The sequence below is a fragment of the Peribacillus sp. Aquil_B1 genome, assembly GCF_022603275.1.
Lineage (GTDB): Bacteria > Bacillota > Bacilli > Bacillales > DSM-1321 > Peribacillus.
Map to the genome: position 1 here is coordinate 1,459,438 of NZ_JAKXEE010000001.1, position 24,344 is coordinate 1,483,781.

21 protein-coding genes are annotated in these 24,344 nt (G+C 37.1%); 17 read left to right on the forward strand and 4 right to left on the reverse strand.

Annotated features, from left to right (window positions below; translation table 11 throughout):
- Positions 1 to 9 precede the first annotated feature (9 nt).
- The gene (locus tag MPH60_RS07355; protein ID WP_241590290.1) at positions 10 to 591 is read right to left on the reverse strand and encodes a TetR/AcrR family transcriptional regulator; all 582 of its coding nucleotides are present in this window, start codon (positions 589 to 591) and stop codon (positions 10 to 12) included.
- Positions 592 to 1,017: 426 nt separating this feature from the next.
- Between MPH60_RS07355 and MPH60_RS07360 the strand changes: the two genes are divergently transcribed.
- The gene (locus tag MPH60_RS07360) at positions 1,018 to 1,758 is read left to right on the forward strand and encodes a VCBS repeat-containing protein (protein WP_241590396.1); all 741 of its coding nucleotides are present in this window, start codon (positions 1,018 to 1,020) and stop codon (positions 1,756 to 1,758) included.
- A 200-nt stretch (positions 1,759 to 1,958) separates the two neighbouring features.
- Here the strand turns inward: MPH60_RS07360 and MPH60_RS07365 are convergent, their stop codons facing one another.
- Positions 1,959 to 2,579 (reverse strand): NAD(P)-dependent oxidoreductase, encoded by a 621-nt coding sequence (locus MPH60_RS07365; RefSeq protein ID WP_241590291.1) that lies wholly within the window; start codon positions 2,577 to 2,579, stop codon positions 1,959 to 1,961.
- Positions 2,580 to 2,805: 226 nt separating this feature from the next.
- Complete coding sequence (locus MPH60_RS07370; protein ID WP_241590292.1) at positions 2,806 to 2,967, reverse strand: hypothetical protein; 162 nt, start codon at positions 2,965 to 2,967, stop codon at positions 2,806 to 2,808.
- Between the two features lie 525 nt (positions 2,968 to 3,492).
- Here MPH60_RS07370 and MPH60_RS27710 point away from each other — a divergent pair.
- From MPH60_RS27710 to MPH60_RS07455, 16 genes are all read left to right on the forward strand, one after another.
- Positions 3,493 to 4,224 (forward strand): GntR family transcriptional regulator, encoded by a 732-nt coding sequence (locus MPH60_RS27710; RefSeq protein ID WP_272492808.1) that lies wholly within the window; start codon positions 3,493 to 3,495, stop codon positions 4,222 to 4,224.
- Positions 4,225 to 4,639: 415 nt separating this feature from the next.
- Positions 4,640 to 5,689: a LacI family DNA-binding transcriptional regulator gene (locus tag MPH60_RS07385; RefSeq protein WP_241590293.1), complete on the forward strand. Its 1,050-nt coding sequence runs from the start codon at positions 4,640 to 4,642 to the stop codon at positions 5,687 to 5,689.
- An 85-nt stretch (positions 5,690 to 5,774) separates the two neighbouring features.
- Positions 5,775 to 7,052: a Gfo/Idh/MocA family protein gene (locus tag MPH60_RS07390; protein WP_241590294.1), complete on the forward strand. Its 1,278-nt coding sequence runs from the start codon at positions 5,775 to 5,777 to the stop codon at positions 7,050 to 7,052.
- A gap of 279 nt (positions 7,053 to 7,331) precedes the next feature.
- The gene (locus tag MPH60_RS07395; RefSeq protein ID WP_241590295.1) at positions 7,332 to 8,576 is read left to right on the forward strand and encodes an ABC transporter substrate-binding protein; all 1,245 of its coding nucleotides are present in this window, start codon (positions 7,332 to 7,334) and stop codon (positions 8,574 to 8,576) included.
- A 57-nt stretch (positions 8,577 to 8,633) separates the two neighbouring features.
- Positions 8,634 to 9,581 (forward strand): carbohydrate ABC transporter permease, encoded by a 948-nt coding sequence (locus MPH60_RS07400; RefSeq protein WP_241590296.1) that lies wholly within the window; start codon positions 8,634 to 8,636, stop codon positions 9,579 to 9,581.
- An 89-nt stretch (positions 9,582 to 9,670) separates the two neighbouring features.
- Entirely contained in the window at positions 9,671 to 10,429 is a 759-nt protein-coding gene (locus MPH60_RS07405; RefSeq protein WP_241590398.1) for a carbohydrate ABC transporter permease, read from the forward strand.
- Between the two features lie 371 nt (positions 10,430 to 10,800).
- Positions 10,801 to 11,703 carry an ROK family protein gene (locus tag MPH60_RS07410; protein WP_241590297.1) on the forward strand — a complete coding sequence of 301 codons (903 nt, stop codon included), beginning with the start codon at positions 10,801 to 10,803 and terminating at the stop codon, positions 11,701 to 11,703.
- Positions 11,704 to 11,722: 19 nt separating this feature from the next.
- The gene (locus MPH60_RS07415) at positions 11,723 to 12,889 is read left to right on the forward strand and encodes an SIS domain-containing protein (RefSeq protein WP_241590298.1); all 1,167 of its coding nucleotides are present in this window, start codon (positions 11,723 to 11,725) and stop codon (positions 12,887 to 12,889) included.
- Positions 12,890 to 13,205: 316 nt separating this feature from the next.
- Positions 13,206 to 14,141: a tagatose-6-phosphate kinase gene (lacC, locus tag MPH60_RS07420; protein WP_241590299.1), complete on the forward strand. Its 936-nt coding sequence runs from the start codon at positions 13,206 to 13,208 to the stop codon at positions 14,139 to 14,141.
- A 13-nt stretch (positions 14,142 to 14,154) separates the two neighbouring features.
- A complete protein-coding gene (lacD, locus tag MPH60_RS07425) occupies positions 14,155 to 15,141 on the forward strand; it encodes a tagatose-bisphosphate aldolase (protein WP_241590300.1) in 987 nt (328 codons plus the stop codon).
- A gap of 829 nt (positions 15,142 to 15,970) precedes the next feature.
- Positions 15,971 to 16,450, forward strand: coding sequence for a PTS N-acetylgalactosamine transporter subunit IIB (gene agaV, locus MPH60_RS07430; RefSeq protein WP_241590301.1), 480 nt, complete (start codon positions 15,971 to 15,973; stop codon positions 16,448 to 16,450).
- Between the two features lie 41 nt (positions 16,451 to 16,491).
- Positions 16,492 to 17,268 (forward strand): PTS N-acetylgalactosamine transporter subunit IIC, encoded by a 777-nt coding sequence (gene agaW / locus MPH60_RS07435; protein WP_241590302.1) that lies wholly within the window; start codon positions 16,492 to 16,494, stop codon positions 17,266 to 17,268.
- Positions 17,258 to 18,073 carry a PTS system mannose/fructose/sorbose family transporter subunit IID gene (locus MPH60_RS07440; protein ID WP_241590303.1) on the forward strand — a complete coding sequence of 272 codons (816 nt, stop codon included), beginning with the start codon at positions 17,258 to 17,260 and terminating at the stop codon, positions 18,071 to 18,073. The genes agaW and MPH60_RS07440 overlap by 11 nt, the downstream gene beginning before the upstream one ends.
- A gap of 45 nt (positions 18,074 to 18,118) precedes the next feature.
- The gene (locus tag MPH60_RS07445; protein ID WP_241590304.1) at positions 18,119 to 18,535 is read left to right on the forward strand and encodes a PTS sugar transporter subunit IIA; all 417 of its coding nucleotides are present in this window, start codon (positions 18,119 to 18,121) and stop codon (positions 18,533 to 18,535) included.
- A 25-nt stretch (positions 18,536 to 18,560) separates the two neighbouring features.
- Positions 18,561 to 19,709, forward strand: coding sequence for an N-acetylglucosamine-6-phosphate deacetylase (nagA, locus tag MPH60_RS07450; protein ID WP_241590305.1), 1,149 nt, complete (start codon positions 18,561 to 18,563; stop codon positions 19,707 to 19,709).
- A 287-nt stretch (positions 19,710 to 19,996) separates the two neighbouring features.
- The gene (locus MPH60_RS07455; protein WP_241590306.1) at positions 19,997 to 23,929 is read left to right on the forward strand and encodes a TIM-barrel domain-containing protein; all 3,933 of its coding nucleotides are present in this window, start codon (positions 19,997 to 19,999) and stop codon (positions 23,927 to 23,929) included.
- A 207-nt stretch (positions 23,930 to 24,136) separates the two neighbouring features.
- Here the strand turns inward: MPH60_RS07455 and MPH60_RS07460 are convergent, their stop codons facing one another.
- Positions 24,137 to 24,304 (reverse strand): hypothetical protein, encoded by a 168-nt coding sequence (locus MPH60_RS07460; protein ID WP_241590307.1) that lies wholly within the window; start codon positions 24,302 to 24,304, stop codon positions 24,137 to 24,139.
- Between the last annotated feature and the right edge of the window lie 40 nt (positions 24,305 to 24,344).

The following is a 24,344-nucleotide window of genomic DNA, read 5'->3' on the forward strand; positions in this document are numbered from 1 at the left end:
CTTTGTGAATCATTCTTGTGAAATACCTCTCCAAAAGACTTTCCAAGAGGCTGCTAATTTATCCTTCAGCCGTTTCTCATCATTACCGTATACAAGCTCAAGCAAAATGGAATCCACAACTCCCAAGAAAGCATAGGTTGGCGTTATGGCTTCATCTTCGACGATTAATTTGGCTTTGATCCAATCATGGAATTTACATTCAAGAATCGCCTGCACTTTTTCCTCGATATCTATCACTTCCTGCCCGATTTCTTTTTCAAGATGCGCTGGCGGAAAAAAGGACATACGCAGCCAAAACTTTATATGCTCATTTTCTTGGAAAAGATCGATGACCAATTGTAGGAATCCATATAAATCATTTTCAGGATTTTTAGAATCAACTTTACTGAAATATTGGAGTTTCGAAGATAGCTCCGTCTCTTTCGCATCACGTAAAACTTGCAGAAAAAGATCATCCTTCCCTTTAAAATGAGCGTAAATGGATTGCTTTTTCATGCCGACTTCTTCAGCTATTTGAGAAAGCGACGCTCCTTCATAACCATGAATCGTAAAATATTTTAGAGCGGCGTCCTTAATTTCATTACTTTTCAATAATATCACCTCATAATTTAACGAACGTTCGTCAGTTATAATAGCAAATTAAATAAATTTATGCAAGCGAATTTGTTTATTAAAAGGTATTATGCCCAGATATCAATCATAATTAGACGATATATTTTGAGAAGTACAATATTGTTCTTACAGCAATGGATATGCACTCAAGGCTTTTTACAAAATTCCCGCATATAATTCTTTATGGATAATAAAGAGACAGGTGGGATGAAGTTGGATACGTATGACATCAGAAAAGTGATTCATTACTATTACACAAAAATACAAGAAACGAATCATCCTTATTATTGGTACTGTTTGGCTGAGACTCAAAGCAGGGCCGGGTTAACTAGTGAAGCAATGCAAACGATTGATATCGCCTTGGCGTTTCCAAACCCTTATCCTTCAAGACAGGAACTGCAAGACATGCAACTGAACCTCCAAACCGTTCTTTCAAGACAATTGAACTCCAACAGACCAATCATAGTGACCTCAAAGCAAGGCGATATTGATGGGGACGGGATAAAGGACAATGTTTTTCTAACGGCAAACAAAACCCCTGATAGCCCCTTTTGGAGGAATATAACTTTGGTTATCCAAAATGGGAGGACTCATCAATATCAACAAGTTTCCATGAAAAATAACGGAGGATATAATCCAACCATTTTTCTTGGGGATTTCACAGGTAATAAGAGGGATGACATTTTAGTGGTCATTGATACAGGAGGAAGCGGTGGTTCGATTTATGCGTATGTTTTTGCATATCTTAACGGTCAACTCATGACCATTTTTAATTCAGATACATTCAATGAAACCTATAAATACGATGTGAATTATGAAAACCATTACAAAGCAAAGGTGAACAGTACTTACCTAAAAGAAAGGTACATTCTTGACCTTACTTATAAGGATAAGGACTATTTAGCTGAAATATATAACAAGGATGGTGTACTGAAGGCGCCGATAGAAGGATGGGTCAATCCTTTATCGGGTTTATATCCGGTTGATTACAATAGGGATGGCATATATGAGCTTGAAGCATATCAGAGGATTGCAGGGAGATACAATGCCGACTCACTGGGATTTGTACAGACCGTATTGAAATGGAACGGGCTGGCTTTTGCTCATGACAGGCAGAATGTGGCTATTTTTGGAGGGGAATTATAGCATAATGGAATAGAAGGTTCATGAACAAGGTAAGGGCGAAATCTTCGCCCTAATGAAACCGGAAAATATTCTTGGCAATGGTTCAGCTGACTGTGTGCAATTACGATCATTGTACCGGCTTTAAAAGGACGAAATGGTTTCTTTACTTCATCTAAGATTAAACAAATTTTTTCAAAGGGGAGTATCAATAATTGGTGCCATTAGTAGGCAATGCCTACACGTGATTTTAAATAATCGCTACTTTTTATTTGGCTGAATGCAAATTCAGCTGTATCCGGCACGGATATTTCAACCCCATTCTCCGGCAAAAAGTCACCTTCTACACGATATATACCAACACTTTCTCCATCGGGCAGGTACGTAGGACAGACAATCGTCCATTGAAGTGTTGATTGTTTAAGCATATCGTAAACTTCATGATGATCTTTCGCTGCGCGGGTAGATTTTTGCTTTGATTCACTAGACTGATAACGCAGAGTATTTGGGGTTATTCTGCTTTGCAGGATTCCTGCTGTTCCAATGGTAATAATTCGTTGAATACCCTCGTTTTCCATTGCTTCGATAATCAGGGGCATACTTGCTGATAAAGTGGTTGTCCCATCGGTATTCAGTGCACTAATAACAACATCAACCCCATGCATGGCACGAACGATATCAGTTTTATTTAAAACATTACCTTGAATGATGGTTAAATTGTCATTGTTTATTCCCATCTTCTCTGGAGTGCGAACTAAAACTGTAACATGATGCCTATCATGCAGACTATAAGTAACTAATTGACCGCCAACCCGTCCAGTTGCACCCAAAATTAAAATATTCATGGAAACGAACCTCCTTTTTGCGAATACAATCATTCCACTAACATTGTAACGCCATTTTCGACTAATGAAAAACGTTAGTGCATTAAGACATCATCATTCAGGGTCTTGCTGTTAGGGAAAATGGACGTTGATGAAAATACAAAATGGGCCGCTCAAAAGCTTAATGAGGGCCCAATTTTAGAATAACAACATTTCTTAAACAAGACATTAGCGACCACAATTCCGCTTATTCCTGTCCTTCTTTCGATTTTAGAAAAGCATCAACGGAATCGTCCAATAATTTTTCCCGAATAGGATCTTCATTGACATCTGTATCCACTTCCATCACGTCGTTTAATCGACTAACCTGACTTTTTGGCTGAGCTGGATTATTTTTTTCTTTTGGCATATAAACTCCTTCTTGAACAGTTATTTTTTATTTAGTATGAACAATTGATTCAATATGAAATCCAATAATGTGTAAGATTTGAAAAGGCGACCCCGGGGAATTAAAACAGACCAGCTTCAGCTATTTCATGAAAGAGAGGGCTTACTTCAAAGGGAGGTTGCTGTTGCAACCTTTTTTCTTATGTTACCAAAGGGGCAGGCAGTTAATAAGAGTACCGATAGGCATTTCATTAATTTAATTTCGAAATGCGAAAAACTTACTTTTATCTTTTGCAATCGTTTTTAAACGAATGGAAATCAAGAGAGTAATTATAATCAGCAATCATAGCAACATGCCAATCACCCAAATAACAATAAAAGATACCACGTGCTATTCCTACAATACATCACCAAAAATAATAGGAAATAAAAATAATGAGGCTGCAATACTGCTAAGCAAACGGCACTTGTTGGGTTGACACTATAAGTGTCGATGATATAATTTATTATAGGAATGTTAGTATGGATGGAAGGTAGGCTTATTATAATGAAACCACTGCAGCATGACAGTGTAATTCCACTTTATCACCAATTAATGGAGAGGCTGAAGGGTTCTATTGAAAAGGGGAATTGGACGCATGGAGACAAAATCCCATCTGAAAATCAATTAATGGACCAATTCGGTGTGAGCCGGAACACAGCAAAAAAAGCAATTGAGGAGCTCGTACAGGAAGGCATCCTATACCGAATTCAAGGAAAAGGTACCTTCGTGGCAAAACCAAAATTGCAACAGTCATTGATGGGCTTTTACAGCTTTAGCAAAGTATTAAAAGAAAAGGGAATGAACCCTAAAGATATCATCCTTAAAATAGAGGAAGTTAAATCAACGGCAAAAATCAGGGAAGCGCTGCTGCTTGGAGAAGATGAGAATGTCATTGAAATGAAACGCCTTCGGTGTGCCAACGATGAGCCATATATTTTGGAATCATCTTTCATCCCGAAAAACGTGGTATCAGATACGGAGCAACTTAAAAAAGTTGGGGAAATTTCATTATATGATTTATTTTCACAACAATTTAATATCGTAGTATCCAGAGCAAAAGAGGCATTTGAACCCGTCCTCATTCGTCCTGAAGAAAGTGAGTACCTTCAAACGGAAGTCGGCCGTCCGGCACTGTTGCTTGAACGAACAGCCTATGATACCAATGGAATGCCTATTGAATTTTGTATATCCATTGTACGAGGCGATCGCTGCCGCTTCTACACGGAACTAACATAAAAGTTGAAAAACTCATAGCATAGTGTCTATGAGTTTTTTTTAGTTCAACTTATACAAAAAACAATTAACATGAGAGATAAGAAAAATAGTACAATACAAGATAAGGGAATTGGATTTTTTTATTTATTTAAGTTGTTGGGTTGACAGGTTAACTGTCGGGAGTATATATTTATATTAGTCATAATCTTCTGTTAAATATAAGTGATGTCGACAAAACGGTTTATCGGAATTTTTTTTGATCTAACTTGTACCTACAACCCATTAACTTTCAAGGGAAAATGAGTATGCTCTGAAACAAAATAAAACTACTCTTAAAAACATTATAAATATTCAAAGTTTTCCTTATAAAGGATACAGATTTTTGCTATCCTTTATAAGAAAGCGCTTAAGTACATAATTAAGAGGTGTTTTATTCGTGATTAGATTAAAGGATATTGCTGAACATGTAGGTGTCTCTATTTCTACTGTTTCGAGAGTAATTCAAAATGATCAGACTCGAAATGTAAACCAGGAAACAAAAGCTAAAATTTGGGAAGCTGTTAAGGAGTTAGGGTATAAACCAAATCAGCATGCTCGAAATTTGGTTGCTAGCAAGCAAGGGAAGAATAACATAAGAACAATGAAAATTGGATGGGTGGCCAATCCAAAACAAGCGGAAATTAACCCTTACTTTGCAAATATTTATACAGGTATTCGTGATGTATTGACAGATAATGATTACAACTTGATTAGTATAACCAGGGATGAACTTGAAAACGAGTCGCTACTTCTTAAGACTATACATGATTTGGGGATTGAAGGACTGCTTCTTATCGATAAGATTAATGACAGCATTATCGAATACATTCAACAAAATATACCTATAGTAGGATTGGACTTTTTTTATACAGATAAAAATATAGCGATTGTAGACTACGATCGCCAGGAATCCATTAGAATGGTGGTTCAGTATTTAGTTAAGCAAGGTCACCAGGAAATAGGTTTTATTGGCGGGGGTGTTAATGAAACGTTTGAAGATTTGTATGCCGAACATCGTTTTAAAGGTTTTCAAAATGAGATGGAAGATGCCGGGCTAGCCATCCAACCTGAATGGGTCATGAATACACAGTGGAAAATGGAAAATAGTTATGAGAAAATGAAAACTTTGATTAAAAGAGATCCATTGCATTTACCAACAGCAATGGTTTGTGCGAGTGACTTGATGGCCATACCTGCCATGAGAGCTGTCAGAGAAAATAAACTTAGAATTCCAGAGGATATCGCCTTTTTTGGGGTTGATAATATTGAAATGGGTAAATATTCGTCTCCACAGCTTTCGACGGTAGAAATCCCTAAATATGAAATGGGAAGAATTGCAGCTAAAACCATTATGGAAATGGTAGAAGGGAAGATTACACTTCCGATAAAAATCATATTGCCATTTGAATTAGTCTTTCGGGAATCATCTAACATAAAACGAACCTAAGAGGTTCTTTTTTAAAAAATTGTAGGAAAACGTTTGGATTAAATCAGGAAAATGATCGGAAAAACGGAAGATGGGAGATTATACCATGAACCAAATGACAGCAATTATAATCGGAGCAGGTGACAGGGGGGGCAGAGCTTATGCTCCTTATGCCATTGATTATCCTAATGAATTAAAGATCATAGGTGTAGCTGAGCCGAATAAAGAAAGAAGGATTAAATTTCAACAAGAACATAATATTTCTAATGAAAATAGTTATGAGTCGTGGGAAGATGCATTCAATCCAGGAAGAAAAATTGCTGATATAGCTATAATATGTACACTTGATCGCCATCACTTTAAACCGACCATGAAAGCATTGGAACTGGGTTATCATGTTCTGTTGGAAAAGCCTATGTCTCCAGATCCAATGGAATGCATAGCGATGGAACAAGCAGCCGAAAAGTATAAACGAAATCTTACAATATGCCATGTATTGAGGTATACAGAATTTTGGGCAACGATTAAAAAGGTCATTTCCACAGGGGAAATTGGAGAGGTAGTATCTCTGCAATTAAATGAAAATGTAGAAGTGATGCATATGTCGCATAGCTTTGTACGTGGTAATTGGAATAATAAAGAAAGAACAAGTCCGATGATTCTGCAAAAATCATGTCATGATATGGATATTATTTCTTTTGTGATAGACAAGGAATGTAAACGCATTAGTTCATATGGTTCGCTTATGCATTTTAAGGAAGATCATGCACCAATTGGAGCTCCGAAGAGATGCTTAGATGGCTGTCCTGTTGAACATGAATGTCCATTTCATGCTGGAAGGTATTATCTTGGTGAAGGAAAAGGATGGGCAAGAAAATTTACAGAAGACTATACAAATGAAGGAATAATAAAAGCATTGAATGAAACTCCATTTGGTAAATGCGTATATCGCTCAGATAATAATGTGGTGGATCATCAAGTTGTAAATATGGAATTCGAGGGCGGAGCAACAGCGACGTTTAGTATGTGCGGATTCACAAGGGAGCAAACTCGTATTGTTCAAATAATGGGAACAAAAGGAGAAATACGTGGGAATATGGAGGAAAATAGTATTTCGATTTTTAATTTTCTCACCAAACATGAAATGGTAATAAAATTTGACAATCCCATTGGTGGACATGGTGGTGGGGATAACAGCATCATTAGAACTTTCTTGAGAGAAATTCAATTTGGAAATGAACAAGATAGCGTTTCTTCCGCACTTGCTTCAGTAAGAAGTCACCTAATGGCATTTGCTGCTGAAGAGTCAAGGTTAAAACAGGGGCAATCCATTAATATTGACGATTATTATAATAGTTTAAAAGAAAAACCAACAGGTAAGTAGTTTCCCTATATTAAGAGAGATGTACCATCTCCCATTTTCTTTGGAGTTTAGATTCATATAATGAAAATTTGTTCACATCCTGTTTTTAATTTCCGTGCCTTTTTATTTAGTGGAGGTGGTAAGCCCTATACAAATCGCATTCGTACGTATTTCTCAGTAATGCAGTGAAAAAGTTTTAATGGATGAAATAAATGTAAGGGTTATCATGGGGGGGGTTGTCATAAAACCATTCATGTTTTAGGAGTATTTACTTAACTTTATTTGAAAGAAGGTAATATGATGAAAAAATGGCTAATAATGCTTATAACCGTGATTGTAGGACTAATAGGATTAGCCGGATGTAGTAATGATGATACTGCATCAGGCGACGGAAAAGTTGAAATTACTTATGGATTTTGGGATAAGAAGCAAGTCACTGCCATAGATGAAGTAATCAAATTATTTAACGAAAAATATCCGGACATTAAAGTGAAAAAGGAAATCACTCCTTATGGCCAGTATTTTCAAAAACTTGAAACTGCTGCAACTGGCGCGGCGTTGCCAGATGTTATGTGGATGAATGGTGCCCATGTTGAGAAGTATGCAGAAGGAAAGGTAATCCTCCCACTTACTGACCTTGCAAAAAAAGAAAACTATGGCTTAGATAATTATCCGAAATCTTTAATTGATCTATATACAGTTAAAGGAGAAATATTTGGTATTCCAAAAGACTTTGATACAACAGGCTTATGGTATAACAAAAAAATCTTTGATGAAGCAGGTGTGCCATATCCTGATGACACTTGGGATTGGAATAAGTTAAAGGAAGTCGCTAAAAAGCTGACAAATAAAGACAAAGGTATTTGGGGTTATGCTGCATTAATGGGCAACCAAGGTGGCTATTATGATTTTATTTGGCAAAATGGCGGTTATATTATTTCAGACGATGGCAAATCTGTAGGTTTTGATCAACCGGAGTCCATTGATGCACTTAATTATAATATTAGTTTCATTAAGGAGGGATTATCTCCTACACAAGCTCAAATGACAGAAACAGCTGCTTCTGAATTATTCTCTTCAGGAAAAGTAGCGATGATGTTTGATGGTCCTTGGATGGTACAGGAGTATAAAAATAATCCTGATATAGATGTTGCTGTAGTACCAAAAGGAAAACAGCGCGCGGTTGCTATTCATGGGCTAGCCAATGTAATTGCGGCTAACACAAAGCATAAAGATGCTTCATGGAAGTTTGTCCAGTTCCTAGGCTCTAAAGAAGCAGCAGAAATATTTGCAAAAACAGGAACGGTTATTCCAGCTTATAATGATACACAAGATGCTTGGGTACAAGCCGTTCCAAATATCAATCTTCAAGCCTTTATTGATGGTGTCGATTATTCTGTTCCACTGCCTAGTGTGGAAAGAACAGGAGAGATTTGGCAGTATGAAACGGACGTTCTTAAAAAGGTTTGGAGCGAAGAAGAAAGTGTAGAGGACGCTGTAAAAGAGTTAACAGAAAAGGCAAATGAGGCGCTATCCAAGAAATAGAAAAAATGAAGAAGAGAAGATGATCCTTCTCTTCTTTCCTTAAAAGGAGTGAATGCAGTGAAGGAACATCCTTTACAGGTTGAAGTCAAAACGAATACAAAACTTAAGGTTTCTAACTTACCGAAGACAAGGAAAAGTTCAGACTTCTTTTGGGCTTATCTCATGATTGCTCCTACCATGTTAGGTTTGTTCATTTTTTACCTGTGGCCTATCATTCAGACCTTTTACTTTAGTTTCACCGAATGGGGAGCATTTGGACAATATGAGTGGACGGGGATAGATAACTATAAACGGATGCTCGAGGACACTAACCTTATTAAATCGTTTAAGAATACGGGGATTTATATTATTATTACAGTCCCAGTCGGGATTTTCTTCTCTATTCTAATAGCGGTACTCCTAAATCAGAAAATTAAAGGGACTTCCGTTTATCGCACATTATATTTCTTACCCGTAATTACTATGCCTGCTGCCATCGCAATGGTTTGGAAATGGCTTTATAATTCTGATTATGGACTACTAAACTATCTTTTATCATTATTTGGGATCAAGGGTCCACAGTGGGTAAGTGATCCGAAAATTGCCTTGTATTCTATTATTGTGGTAGCAATCTGGAGTGGAATTGGTTATAACATGGTCATTTTCCTTTCCGGACTACAAGGGATTCCAAAGTCGTATTATGAAGCAGCGGAAATGGATGGAGCAGGCCCAATCAGTGTGTTCTTTAAAATCACACTGCCACTGCTCTCTCCAGTTATTTTCTTTGTAAGCATCACTTCTCTAATTGGAGCTTTTCAGGTGTTTGATTTGATTTTCATGATGGTTGGAAAAAGTAGTACAGCCTTGGAAAGCACACAATCTGTTGTTTATTTATTCTATCAGCACGCTTTCGTTTTAAACGATAAGGGTTATGCAGCAGCAATCGCTGTTCTATTATTAATCGTTATTCTGATTATCACTGCAATCCAAATGGTCTTACAGAAGAAATGGGTCCATTATGACTAAAGGAGGGAGAACCATTGGAAAGAACAAGACAGTTTGTTACAAGTAAGACATTCCTTATCCATCTCGCCCTTATTGTAGGAGCAGTGGCAATGGTCATGCCTTTTTTATGGATGATCTTAACCTCATTAAAAACTTATGCTGAGTCTATTCATGTTCCGCCTGTAATAATTCCGAAGGATTTCCAATGGGGGAACTATATAGAGGTTTTTGGACTTCTGCCTTTTTTCAAATTTATGTTCAATACCTTTATAATTACGGTCGTCCGGACAGCAGGCCAGCTATTTTTATGTTCGTTAGCCGCCTATGCATTTGCCCGGATTGAATTTCCTGGCAGGAATATTCTGTTTATGTTGGCTTTATCGGTATTAATGGTACCAGGGCAAGTGTTTTTACTCCCGCAATATATGATTATGGTAGAACTTGGATGGTTAAATACATTACAGGCGGTAATAGTCCCAGGTCTTTTTAGTGCATTCGGTACGTTCCTGCTAAGGCAATTCTTTATGGGGCTTCCAAAAGAACTAGAAGAGGCAGCTAGGCTTGATGGCTGTAACCATTTCCAAATTTACTGGAAAATAATGCTTCCACTCGCCAAACCTGGTTTGCTTGCTTTGGGTATTTTTACTACTCTTTGGAGCTGGAATGAATTGATGTGGCCAATGATCGTAAATAGTTCTCCTGAAGCAATGACACTTTCTGTCGGATTGTCATCACTCCAAGGTCAATATTTAACAAACTATCCTATACTTATGGCAGGCTCCTTTTTAGCGATACTGCCAATGCTGATTTTATTTATCTTCTTGCAAAAACAATTTATTGAAGGAATTGCAGTAACAGGCGGAAAATAAATAGAAAAATATACAAGATTCAATAAGGCTAACGTTTACCTAAATCTAAATTAATTGTAGCATATTGATATATGTTGGGTTGACCCAACAAGTAACGGTAGTGTAAAATAAATAAGTATAGATTGTATGTCCAGTTTTTGGCAGGCACACTTATTGTAAACACATTTATTTTGAATTTACGTTTTAACAAACTCATAGTATTTTAGCTATGAGTTTTTATTAAACAAAACTTGTACCAACAACCCAATCATGTAAGCGGATATGAGAATCTGAAAGAATTGACTATTTGCGGAAGTGGGAAAAAGTTTATGAAATGTTGAGAATCACTATTCAAAAAGTAGACGATGGATAGGAATAAGAGGTGCAGGAAAATGAAAAGGGCAATCGGCATTGACATTGGAGGGACAAAAATTGCAGCTGGTATCATTACGGAATCGGGAGAATTGCTAAAGCGCGTGGATGTAAAAAGTGATCCTTCAGATCGGGAAAAAATGTTTGCCAGAGTTTTAGAAGCAGTGGAAAAAGTACTGGAAATATCATCATTTTCCTTAGGTGACATTGAGGGCATTGGTGTGGGTGTACCAGGTAAAGTGGATTGTGAAAATGGCACTGCCATTTTTCAAAACAATTTACCTTGGAAACAGTTCCCCATCACTGCCCGTTTACGGGAGCAATTCGGACTCGAACAGATAAGTATTGATAATGATGTCTATATGGCGGCATTTGCCGAGTGGAAGGCAGCTCAGGTAAAGCGGAATGAGACATTTGTCTATGTGACTATTAGTACTGGAATCTCCTGTTCCATCATTCAAAATGGTTCATTTTTCAGAGGGGCCGGATTCGCTGGGGAACTTGGGTTGATACCGGTATTTTCTAAGGCAGACAAGGGAAATAAGCGATTAGAAAAAGTGGCTGCTGGACCTGCCATCGAAAAGTTGGCAGAAAAGGAATTGCAAGTGGATAAAATTTCCACTAAAGAAGTCTTGGCAGGCTATGCAAATGGGGATTGTGAATATATACCTATCATTGAAGAAGTGACTGACAACTTAGCTCAAGGACTTTATACGATTACCTGTTTATTGGATCCACATAAAATCGTTTTCGGAGGCAGTGTCATCGTAAACAATCCTTTTCTGCTTAAATTAATGAAGGAAAAGCTAAAAAGCTACCAATTACCTGAACAACAACACATTTTAGACCAAATGAGCATCAGCACATTGAAGCAGGATAATGGCGTAGTTGGTGCAGGGTTGCGAGTATTCGAGAGATTATAAAAAAGGAGAAGTGTTGGAGATGTTTACACTTGATAAAGAAAAATTAGTATCGCTGGGTGCATCGATTACTACAGAGGAAATTAAGCAACAACCCGTTTTATGGGATGAGACCTATTTATTGTATACAAAGAAACACGTAGAGATTCAAGACTTTTTGCAAAAACTGGCTGAGCAACACGAACGAATACGTGTCATTTTTACAGGTGCTGGAACATCTGCCTATGTCGGTGATACGGTCACACCTTATTTGAAAGGAAAAGTGGATGAAAAAAAGTGGGAATTGCTGAGTGTTCCGACTACCGATTTGGTGTCAAACCCTTATGAATTTTTAAATGAAAATTTTCCAACCTTGTTGGTTTCATTTGCTCGAAGCGGCAATAGCCCTGAAAGTGTTGCAGCAGTTGAATTAGCTGAACGAATTGTAACGAACTTCTACCAGTTAACGATTACTTGTGCTAATGATGGCGAGTTGGCGAAAAGGGCAAAAGGTGATGAACACAATCTTTTGTTATTGATGCCCGAAAGAGCCAATGATCAAGGATTTGCCATGACCGGCAGCTACTCCTGCATGACGCTAACAACATTACTTGTTTTTGATCCGCTGCCATTGGAGAAAAAAGGGTCAATTGTCCAAACGATTCGCCAATTGGGTGAAAGTGTTATTCGTAGAGAAGAAGATATCCAAAAAATCATCGATCGTGATTTTGACCGGATCATTTATCTGGGCTCAGGAAGTTTAGAAGGCTTAGCGAGAGAGTCGCAGTTAAAAGTATTAGAGCTAACAGCGGGTAAAATTGTTACAGCATTTGATTCGCCATTGGGTTTCCGGCACGGGCCTAAATCATTTGTCAATGAAAAAACGTTAGTTTTCGTTTTTGTTTCTAATCACCCTTATACACGTCAATATGATTTGGATATGTTAAACGAATTGCAGCGAGATAACATGGCCAACTACATTTGTTCCATCGAAGTCGATGGCACAACCAGTTTTGTTGGGAATACGTTTTTATTTAGCAGAGATGCTCAATCCATACCTGATGTTTACCTGGCATTACCTTTTGTCATGATAGGGCAAACTGTTTCACTCCTAGCTTCCGTAAAAGTCGGTAATACACCGGATACGCCTTCACCGACAGGAACGGTTAACCGTGTAGTGAAGGGCGTAACCGTATACGAATATGAGTAAATAATATGTAACTGAACGCTTAAGTGGTATTTAGAATAAGGGGAAAGACGCATGTCGACATTTATTTTTGCAGATGACTTGAGGAATAGATGGTAGCCCCCTGTTTGTCTGGAAAACAAAGATGGAGAATTCGATATTTATTAAGGCCTGATGATCAGCCATGATGTAATGCCACTGCTGCAGAAACCACTTGCTTAACGAATATGGGAAAATTGCAGACTTTAATGTGGTTAATCCTGAGCTTGATTTAATCCGACTTATATGAAATGTGTTTGTTGTTATTAAGCCTAAACAACAACTAGAAAGAGTGATTACGATGATTTTAGCTGTAACAATGAATCCATCGGTCGATATTTCTTATCCGGTTGATCGATTCAAGATTGATGTTGTCAATCGGGTGGAAACGGTACGAAAAACGGCTGGTGGAAAGGGCTTGAATGTTGCCCGAGTGATCGCACAATTGGAAGAAGAGGTCTTGTCGACAGGTGTGTTAGGCGGAACGATTGGTGATTACATTGTTCAGGAATTAAATGAAAGCAATATTCCTAATGACTTTTTAAGAATCAAAAAAGAATCACGAAATTGTATCGCCATTCTTCATGAGGGAAAGCAAACAGAAATATTAGAATCTGGACCGACGTTATCCAAAGAAGAAGGGAAAGCTTTTTTAGAAAAATTCGAATGTCTGCTCACAACTGCTTCACTTGTTACGATTTCAGGAAGTTTACCGAAAGGGTTACCAACTCACTTTTATCTTAAAATGGTTGAAATCTGTTCTAATAAGGGAAAGCCTGTGGTTGTTGATACGTCAGGGGAAGCTTTAAAACAAGTCTTGAAACATGAGAAAAAACCATTTGCCATCAAGCCTAATGCTGCGGAATTGTCTCAGCTGTTTGGCTTCGAAGCTGAAGCTGGAATCATCGATTTGAAACAAACGTTAAACCATGACATTTTTAAGGGTATTGAGTGGATTGTTGTGTCCATGGGTGATAAAGGTGCCTTTGTCAGGCAAGGGGACGATTATTATCAGGTTACGATTCCAAAAATAGATGTGGTCAATCCTGTAGGTTCCGGAGATGCGACCATTGCTGGGTTAGCTGTGGCATTGAACCGAAATCAAACGGTGGAGTCTGTACTGAAAACGGCTATGACCACAGGAATGTTAAATACAATGGAAGCCGTAACCGGTTTTATTAATTTAAACAAATTTAAACAGTACTTTGATTTAGTAAAAGTTGAAAAAATAGATTGATAGGAGAATGCAAATGTTAGATTTCACCAAAAATAAGTTAGAAGCTCTTAAACGTTTATCAGATGAAAATGGCGTGATTGGAGCATTAGCCATCGATCAACGTGGCTCATTGAAAAAAATGATTGCGTCTGGCGAAGCAAATCAAGTGGTAGACGAAGGTATTATCCGTTTTAAAGAATTGGTTTCTAAGGAATTAACACCGTTTGCAACCGCTATTCTTTTGGACCCAGAATATGGTCTGCCGGCAGCAAAGGTCCGTGATAAGAACGCAGGTTTATTAGTGGCCTATGAAAAAACCGGTTACGATGCGTCAGAAGTGGGCCGGTTGCCTGATTTATTACCTGAATATTCAGTAAAACGTCTAAAGGAGTCCGGTGCTGATGCTATCAAATTCTTACTTTATTATGATGTAGATGAAGAAGAGAAAATCAATAACTATAAGCATGTCTATATGGAACGTGTTGGATCCGAGTGTGCGTCTGAAGATCTTCCATTTTTCTTGGAAATTGTCACTTATGATGCTGGAAATAATGATGTGAAAAGTAAAGAGTACGCAAAAGTGAAACCGAATAAAGTGATAAGGGCCATGAAGGAGTTCTCCAAACCTCAATATCAAGTTGATGTGTTGAAAGTTGAAGTTCCGGTAGATATGAACTTTGTGGAAGGTTATGCAGAAGGCGAAATTGTTTACAGTAAAGAAGAAGCTGCCTTTCTTTTCAATGAACAGAGTGAAGCAACAGAACTGCCGTTTATCTTCTTAAGTGCAGGAGTAAGTGCAAAACTTTTCCAAGAAACATTGAAATTTGCCAAAAAATCCGGTTCAACCTTTAATGGTGTGTTATGCGGCCGGGCAACCTGGAAAGATGGTGTGGCATCATTTGCTAAAAGTGGAGAACAAGCAGGACGTGCCTGGTTACAAGATACAGGTAAAAGAAATATTGAAGAACTGAATGTAGTATTAAAAGAGACAGCCAGTTCCTGGTTCGAGAAAGTACAATAATACTTCGATTTAAGCATCGTGACGTTTAATGAAGACAGGAATTAGAGGTGAAAAAAGTGATTCATCACTGGTTCAACAATTAATTGAGTGGTAAGGTCCAATGCCCTCAAATCAAACCCTGTTGTCTGCATGTAGATTGACGAAGTGGAAGCTGCCAGAAGGGCTTACCGTGAAATCCCTGAGTTACTCAAGGAAATGATTGAAACTGCGTGTGCTCAGGGATTATAGAAGGTAATTTTGATGAAAAAGAAATTTATTCAAGCAAAATTGTGAACGGTCTGGCAACCATTCCTTATTCAGTTAAACAGTTTTTTATGAAAACCTCAACAAAATCCGGGGTCTGCACCACCCAGCCTTTCTTTTTCATTGGCTGACTTTTATTTAGTTTCTGTGGAAACGCTTTCGGAAGATAAGGATAATTTTTTGTACCGCTGGGCGTTTTATCGATTCTATAACAGGCAGTATTGAGGAAATTTTAGACTTTGCCTTAGCTCGTATTATTTAGGACTGGGCATATACTAGGGCAGCTTACATACGAAGCAGCATTGAAGATGCTTGAACTAAATGCTGGTCAAGTTGTCACGATTCATGGTTCATCACTAGGCTTTCGTAATGGTCCGAAATCAATTTTAAATGAATTATTTATGCCACGGGTTACTTATACAAAGAGATTATGAGGAACCTATACATTTTCAAAGTGATTTTCACATTGCGCTGTTTTGTATTATTTCCTTAAAGCACTACCTAAGAAAAAGTCAAGGCAAATCGGTTTTCTCCAAATAAACTTAAAATGTTGAAAAAAATTCCATTTATGAGAGGAAGAAGCTTAATGTCAGCTCCTAATATTTTATTAACCAGAATTGATAATCGTTTAATACATGGACAAGTGGGGGTTACATGGGTCAATCATTTGGGGGCAAACTTAATTGTCGTTGCGAACGACAAGGTATCCACAGATGAAATTCAACAAAATTTAATGGATATGGTATTGCCTGATGTTATTCAATCACGCTATTTTTCATTACAAAAAACGATTGACGTCATTCATAAAGCCTCTCCTCGTCAAAAAATATTCTTAGTTGTTAAAGATGTGCACGATGCATTGGCGCTAAAGGAAGGCGGGGTCCCAATGGATCAGTTGAATATTGGAAATATGCATTATGAAGAAGGGAAAAAACAGATTTCATCTACTGTATCTGTTGATGAAAAAGATATCGCTGCTTTTAAACGTCTGGGCGAATTAGGTGTGAAGTTAGATTTAAGAAGAGTGCCAAGCGAAAAGGGACTAAATATATTAGATTTATTTTAAAAAAATAATGGACGAACGTAAATTCATTGGGGGGATAACCTATGTTATTTGAAGCATTATTAATTGCTTTATGGGCAGGGATTATCGGTGTCGATCTATTTAATGGATTAACCCATATTCACCGTCCGGTCGTTACGGGGCTTGTAGTTGGTCTAATTTTAGGGGATGTTCAGACTGGTTTGATAGTTGGAGGAACTTTGGAGTTAATTTGGATGGGGATGGTGCCACTTGCTGGTGCACAACCGCCGAATGTTGTTATAGGAGGAGTAATTGGGACAGCTTTTGGTATTATCGCTGGTCAGGACCCAAAAGTTGCAGTTGGGGTGGCCATTCCGTTTGCTGTAGCTGTACAAGGGTTAATTACCTTATTTTTCACAGTATTTGCACCAATGATGCACAAAGCCGATCAATATGCACTAGAAGCAAATTATAAAGGTATTGAACGGATAAACTATTTAGGCTTGTTAATTCTGTTTACATTCTATGCAGTTATTGCGTTTTTACCCATTTACTTTGGAGCAGAAAAAGCATCAGGGTTTGTTGAAACAGTGCCACAATGGATTATTGGAGGATTGTCCATTGCTGGAGGGATTATGCCAGCAATTGGATTTGCAATGTTATTGAAAATTATGATGAAAGTCGAATATATCATGTTCTTTATTATAGGGTTTGTTGCAGCAGCTTATTTAAAAATGCCAATTCTGGCAATTGCATTAATTGGTTTGGCAATCGCATTGTATGATTTTTACCAAAACAAAGAAAAGCAAGGTCCAGATAAATTTCAGCCTAGTGAGGAGGAAATCACTGATGGCATCTAATAAATATGAAGATGTAACTGAAGCTCAGGATTTACAACAAAAGCAATTACGAAACTTAGTATGGCGCTCTTTACTATTACAAGCATCTTTCAACTACGAACGTATGCAGTCGGCTGGATGGCTTTACTCCATTTTACCAGGTCTAAGGCATATCCATAAAAATAAAAAAGATTTAAGTAAATCAATGAAAGACCATATGGAATTCTTTAATACACATCCGTTTTTAGTAACATTTATTATGGGTGTGATTTTAGCAATGGAACAAAAGAAAGAAGATAGAGAGGCTATTCGTGGCATTCGTGTTGCAATGATGGGGCCACTTGGTGGTATAGGGGATGCATTGTTTTACCTTACTTTACTACCGATTACAGCGGGTATTGGTGCTTCATTAGCGGTAGAGGGGAACCCCCTTGGACCAATCGTATTTTTAATCTCATTTAATATTATTCACTTTGGTGTCAGATTCGGATTAATGAACTATGGATATAAAACAGGTGTTAAAGCAATTGTGAAATTAAAGGATGGTACAAAATTCGTTTCCCGTGCTGCATCAATTGTAGGTTTGACAGTTGTTGGTGGATTAATTGCCACTTATGTTGCATTTAAAGTTGAATATGTTTGGAAATCTGGAGAAGCAAAATTAAATATCCAAACAGATGTATTAGATATGATCATGCCAGCAATGCTGCCGTTAGTATATACGATACTAATGTACTGGTTACTTAAAAAGGGGCGTTCTCCGTTAATGTTAATTGGCCTAACAGTCGTAGTCGGTTTAATAGGATCATACTTTAATATTTTATAATTTTAATATCTTAACACAAACTACTGAAAAGAGAGGATGAAATATATGATTGGAATTGTGCTGACAGGACATGGTTCTTTTCCAACTGGAATGTTGGAGTCGGTTCAGTTAATTGCGGGAGAGGTAAAGCAAGTAGAGGTTATTCCGTTTGAAGAAGATGTATCAATATTAGAGCAAGCTGTTTCAAAAGCTATTGACAATGTAGAAACAGGAGCAGGAGTTGTATGTTTTACAGACTTGGCGGGTGGAACTCCATTTAATGTGTGCTCTACAATTGCATCATGTAAAGATAATATTCGAGTAATAGCTGGAACAAACTTACCTATGTTGTTGAGCGGACTATTTCACCGAGAACTCAGCCTTGAAGCATTTATCGAAAAAATGCTAAAAGATGGTAAAGAAAATATAATGGAATTTAAAAAAATACAGAAACAAATAGAAGAGGATGTAGCCGGAATATAAATGTAAAAAAGGAAGCGGATACAAAGTGAAATATTATATCAAAGCAGAACGATATTTAATGGAGAATGAAGAAAAGCTAGGTGGATATTTGCAAGTAAGTAATGGATTATTTGGTGGATTTTCAGAAACGGTTCCCTCAGATTCCGATGTGGTCGATTGGAGCGGATATATAATTGCGCCGGGTTTATTTGACACTCATATTCATGGAATCAAAGGTTATGACATAATGGACGGAACTACGGAAGCAGTTCAGGAAATCTCTAAAGCAATTTTACAACTTGGTGTTACGCGTTTCTTACCAACAACATTGACATCGTCTAAAAGAGATTTGAATCAAGCTATTGTAGCGATAACGGAAGCGGTCAGACAAGGACTGCCTGGTGCACAATCAGAAGGTATTTTTTTGGAAGGCCCCTATTTTTCTGAACAACATAAAGGGGCACAAAATTCCATTTATTTTCGGGATCCAGATTATGAGGAATTTCAAGAATATAAGAGGCTTTCAGAAGGAACTATTGTAAAAATTGCCCTGGCTCCTGAACGGGACAACACATTAGAGTTTATTAGTAATGTTAGTAAAGAAGGTGTATTTGTCTGCATAGCACATACGGCCGCAAGTCATGATTGCTGTAAGAGGGCTATTAATGCGGGTGCCCAAACCTTTGTCCATTTATTTAATGGCATGTCAGGATTACATCATCGTAACCCAGGTGCGGTAGGAGCGGCATTAATGAATCCTAACACATTTGCTGAATTAATTTGTGATGGTTTTCATGTACATCCTGACATTGCAACATTGGCATTACGCGTTAAAGGGGACAAGCTTGTACTAATTACGGACTGTATGCGTGCAGGGTTAATGCCTGATGGAGAATATCAACTAGGTGAATTCACTGTTGTAATGAAAGATGGCATAGCTCGCACAGAAACAGGATCATTGGCTGGCAGCACTTTGAAACTAATAGATGGCGTGAAAAATTTAAAAAGTTGGAGCAGTGAACCGCTGTACAAAATATGGCACAGTGCTTCATTATCACCAGCAGCAAGCATAGGAAAAGATAAGAAGTTCGGTAGCCTATCAAGCGGGAAAATAGCTGATTACGTAGTCCTGAATGAGAAGTTAGATGTTCAAGCCACAGCTGTTGATGGTGTAGTGAGGTATAGAAGAAGTTGAAATGAAGAAGATGCTATTAAAAAATACGCTGCGGTTTAACCGGAAGAAGGTATTGCAGCGACTGGATTTTAATGGGGGGGAGATTTAACAAGCAATGACTACCATTATGGTAAATATTTAATAAGATACTATTATTAAATGTTCGTGGGGTAATACCTTTTTTGTTGGTTTCTAGTTTTTCACCGGAAATGGACCATTACCGAACCTGACTTTGAAGGTTTAGCAGTTAGTCGTAAAAAAGCAAAACATAAGAGATTAATTAATATTTGTAAGGGAGGTATATTTTGTTGAAAAGAAAAATGAAGAATATTAATAATTATAAAAAAATCGCAAGCTTGTTTTTAATAGTCATTATAGGGTTAATAATAGTTCCTTTAACAGGTAAGGCCTCGGACGATATTAGCGTAAATAGTTCGACTGCAGCTAATGAAACGTTTAAAAAAATTGGCAAAGTAACGAAAATCATAAAAGACGGAAATGATGTATATCTTGATTTTTCAACAGGTGAAAAAATAAAAATAAGTTTCCTTAAGGATAACTTATTTAGATTGCACTTGGACCCAGCAGGAGACTTTCCAGAATATCCGACTCCGAATAAACCTGATCACGTCACAAGGATAATTGACAAAAATGTGAGCGATTACAATAAAGAATACGGAAAAATAAATATCAAGGTTAATAAAAACGATGCTAATTTTTATAAGATTTCTACAAAATCTTTAGAGTTAAGAATTGAAATAGCAACTTCAAAGATGAGCTTATATGATAAAACTAAATCCAAAGTTCTTTGGAGTGAAAAAGAGCCGCTTAAATATAATGATGAAAAAACATTACAAACTCTTGCAACGAAAGATAATGAATATTTTTATGGTGGCGGACAACAAAATGGATACTATTCACATCGAAACACTTCAATAAATATTGCGATTGGTGGTGGATGGGATGCAGGTGCTGCTTCTAGTCCAGTTCCATTTTATTTAAGTACTGAAGGATATGGTGTGATGCGTAATACGTTTAAGCCAGGAGTTTATAATTTTTCTAAGACAGCCAGCTTTTCTCATAATGAAAAAAGATTTGATGCTTATTATTTTGTAGAAGATTCGATTCCAGAAATCATTGGTGAATATACTGAATTAACCGGTAAAGCTGCTCTTATGCCGAAATATGGGTTTTATTTAGGGAAGGCGGATTGTTTTAATGGAACTCATAATGGTCATAAGGACCAAAGAACACTATTAAATAATGGACTAAATAATCTAAATGAATATGGTAATAATGATATGCCTCTAGGTTGGTTTTTACCAAATGATGGGTATGGTTGCGGTTATGGCGGAATAGACAATCTAAAGAGTTTTGTCGAAGAAGCTAATGCGAAAGATGTTGAGGTAGGCTTATGGACACAAAGTAATCTATATCCAGATCCTAGTTTACCAGAGGATAGCCCTTTACGCAGAGACCTTGACGGAGAAGTTCAAGCTGGTGTAAGAGCAATAAAGACTGATGTTGCATGGGTTGGACAAGGATATTCTATGGCTTTAAATGCAACACGTCAAGCGGCAGAAGGAATACAAAAAGCTGAAAACTCTCAAGGAGCACGTCCTTTCGTAATTTCTCTTGATGGATGGGCAGGTACGCAACGTTATGCATCATTATGGTCTGGTGACCAATATGGCGGAGATTGGGAATATATAAGAATGCATATCCCAACTTACATTGGAGCAGGCTTATCAGGAAATCCAAATGTAGGTTCGGATATGGATGGTATATTTGGGGGAGATAAAGTCATCCAGACACGAGATTACCAATGGAAGGCATTCACTCCTATTCAAATAGATATGGATGGATGGGCATCTTCAGGTGACGATTATAGTAAATCGAAAAATCCTTGGAATTATGGTGAACCATATGCTTCCATTAATAGAATGTATCTAAAATTGAAAGCGCAAATGATGCCGTATATATATACGATTGCAGAAGAATCAACATCAAAATCCATGCCTATGATTAGAGGGATGATGTTAGAATATCCTAATGATCCATATACGTATGGTACAGAAACACAATATCAATATATGTGGGGACCCAATTTATTAGTGGCACCAGTATATAATGAAAATGATCATACAGCCGGTGTAAGAAACGGAATTTATCTTCCTGATGAGAAACAAACTTGGATCGATTATTTTTCAGGTGATCAGTACAAGGGTGGTTCAGTCATCAATAATGTTAGTGCTCCATTATGGAAGACCCCTGTATTTGTTAAGGCTGGTGCTATTATTCCAATGTCTCCTGAAAACAATTCTATTAATCAATTGGATGGCTCTGATAATAGAATATTTGACGTATACCCATCTGGTAAATCAAAATTCACATTATATGAAGATGATGGGAAAACCAATGAATATAAAAAGGATAAAAACACTAGAACCAATATCACCTCAGATGTTAAAGGTGAAAGGGCTGTTATTACTGTTGGGAAGGCAAAAGGAAAAGGATATACTGGCATAGTTAGGAATAGAGGTACAGAATTCATTGTAAATACACGTAAAAATCCAAAGAAAGTATCTGTTAAAGTTGGAGGTAAAGATGTTGTATTAAGAAAAGTCACAACTGAAGAAGAATACAAAAGTTCTGATAATGTGTATTTCTTTAATGAAAATCCATCCTTTAATAAATATTCCACAAAGGGTTCAGAATTTGAAAAAACGAAGATAACTACATCACCTAAACTTTATGTTAAGGTTCAGAAAACCAATGTTTCAGCTAATGCCATTAAATTGATGGTAGAAGGTTTCAATAATACCCAAGTTAAGGATGTAGTGGATGAAGCTGTACCAAATGTTCCGACAGGCCTGGGAGCAACAGATGAAAATATTACGGATAAAAGTATCAAATTAAATTGGGATGAAGTTGATGGTAAGAATACTTATGATTTATTGATTAATGGTGTAATCTATACAAATGTGTTTAAGGCAACCGATAGTGAACAAGTACCTTTCTATATTCATTCAGGATTAACAGCTGATACAGAATATTCTTACAGAGTTAGGGCAGCAAACTCAAAGGGAGTATCAAATTGGAGTGATGAAGTTAAGGCTAGAACAAAGCTTGATCGGTATCGAAACGTACCTAAGAATATGACAGCAAAAGCAAGTAGTGAACAACCGGGCAGTGAAGGGTCTAAAGCTGTAGATGGTGACGATAATACTTTATGGCATACTGAATGGTCTAATGGCAATGTATTGCCTCATACCTATGAAATTGATATGAAGTTAGCTTTCCAATTAGATAAGTTAGAGTATCTTCCTAGACCTGATGCTGGAAATGGAACTATCTTAAAATATAATTTAGATGTCAGTTTAGATGGTAAAGCATATAAAAATATTGTCACTAATGGAACATTTGAAAGAAATAAAGATGTTAAAACCATTTCCTTTGACGATAACGTGACAGCTAGATACATCAAGTTGACAATTACTGATGCTGTAGGAAAATTTGGTTCCGCTCAAGAATTTAGACCATATAAAAAAGATAAAACAGTAGGAACGGTTGTAGGTGAAAATATACCAAATGGTGCACTTGATGATGAAGATTTACTATTCTTTGCTAGCTACATGGGTGTTGATACAACAGATACAGCATGGGATCAAGTATCAAAGGTTGATATTAATTACAATGGGGTAATAGATGCTTATGATTTAATGTATGTAGCAGGACAACTAGGAAAAACACCACTTATACCAACTGGTAGGCCAATTGCTGGTTTACTAGATATTAGACCTAATAAACAACAGTTAAAGGCAGGAGAAGAATTTTCAGTGGAAATAATTGGAGTCGGATTAAAGGATATCAATGCCTTTAATTTAGAGCTGAAGTTAGATCCGAATAAGTATGAATTGGTCAAGGAATGCCAACCAGATGGTACATGTGATTCAAGTATTGTTCAACCAACCAATGTAACTAAAGGTATGTTAAATTACTCAATACTTGCAGGTATAGGAAATACAGAGCAACGGATTATGGCGGCATTTTCCCATAAAGGATCTCAACAAACATTAGAGGGTAAAAATACATTAGCCACCATTAGGCTCAAGGCTAAAAAAGATATTGATTTTGATATGCCAATAACAAGGTCCTTACTGGTTAATACAGCTTTTGACTCAATTGATAAAATTGGAGAAGTGTTAATTCCAGGTGAAGAACCAGGTGAGATAGACTAACCGAAGAGGCCAATGAATTATTATTATTTAGGTACACTAGCCTAAATCGAGAAAAGGGCACTTGAATTTAATATAAGGAGAGCACATATTAGACGTGACTAATATGTGCCTTTTTATAGGGATTTATAATGTTGTAGGTCTTGAAGTCTAATGCTTTAATATCATTCACATGTTCTGATGAAGGTATATTGAATAAGGAAGTATAAGTCAAAGATACCCGTTTAATACTGTGCCAAAAAGATCGAATTCAGGATCTTTTGACGGAGTTATTGGAGGGGCTTCGGATCGCCCTATTGAAGAGTTGAAAACATCCTTACGTTCAACTGACTCTACAGAATTTTCGTCATTCTCTTTTTGCAATGGGTTATCAATCATACCCAAATCAACTCCTTTTTATAAGATTAACGAATGGTAA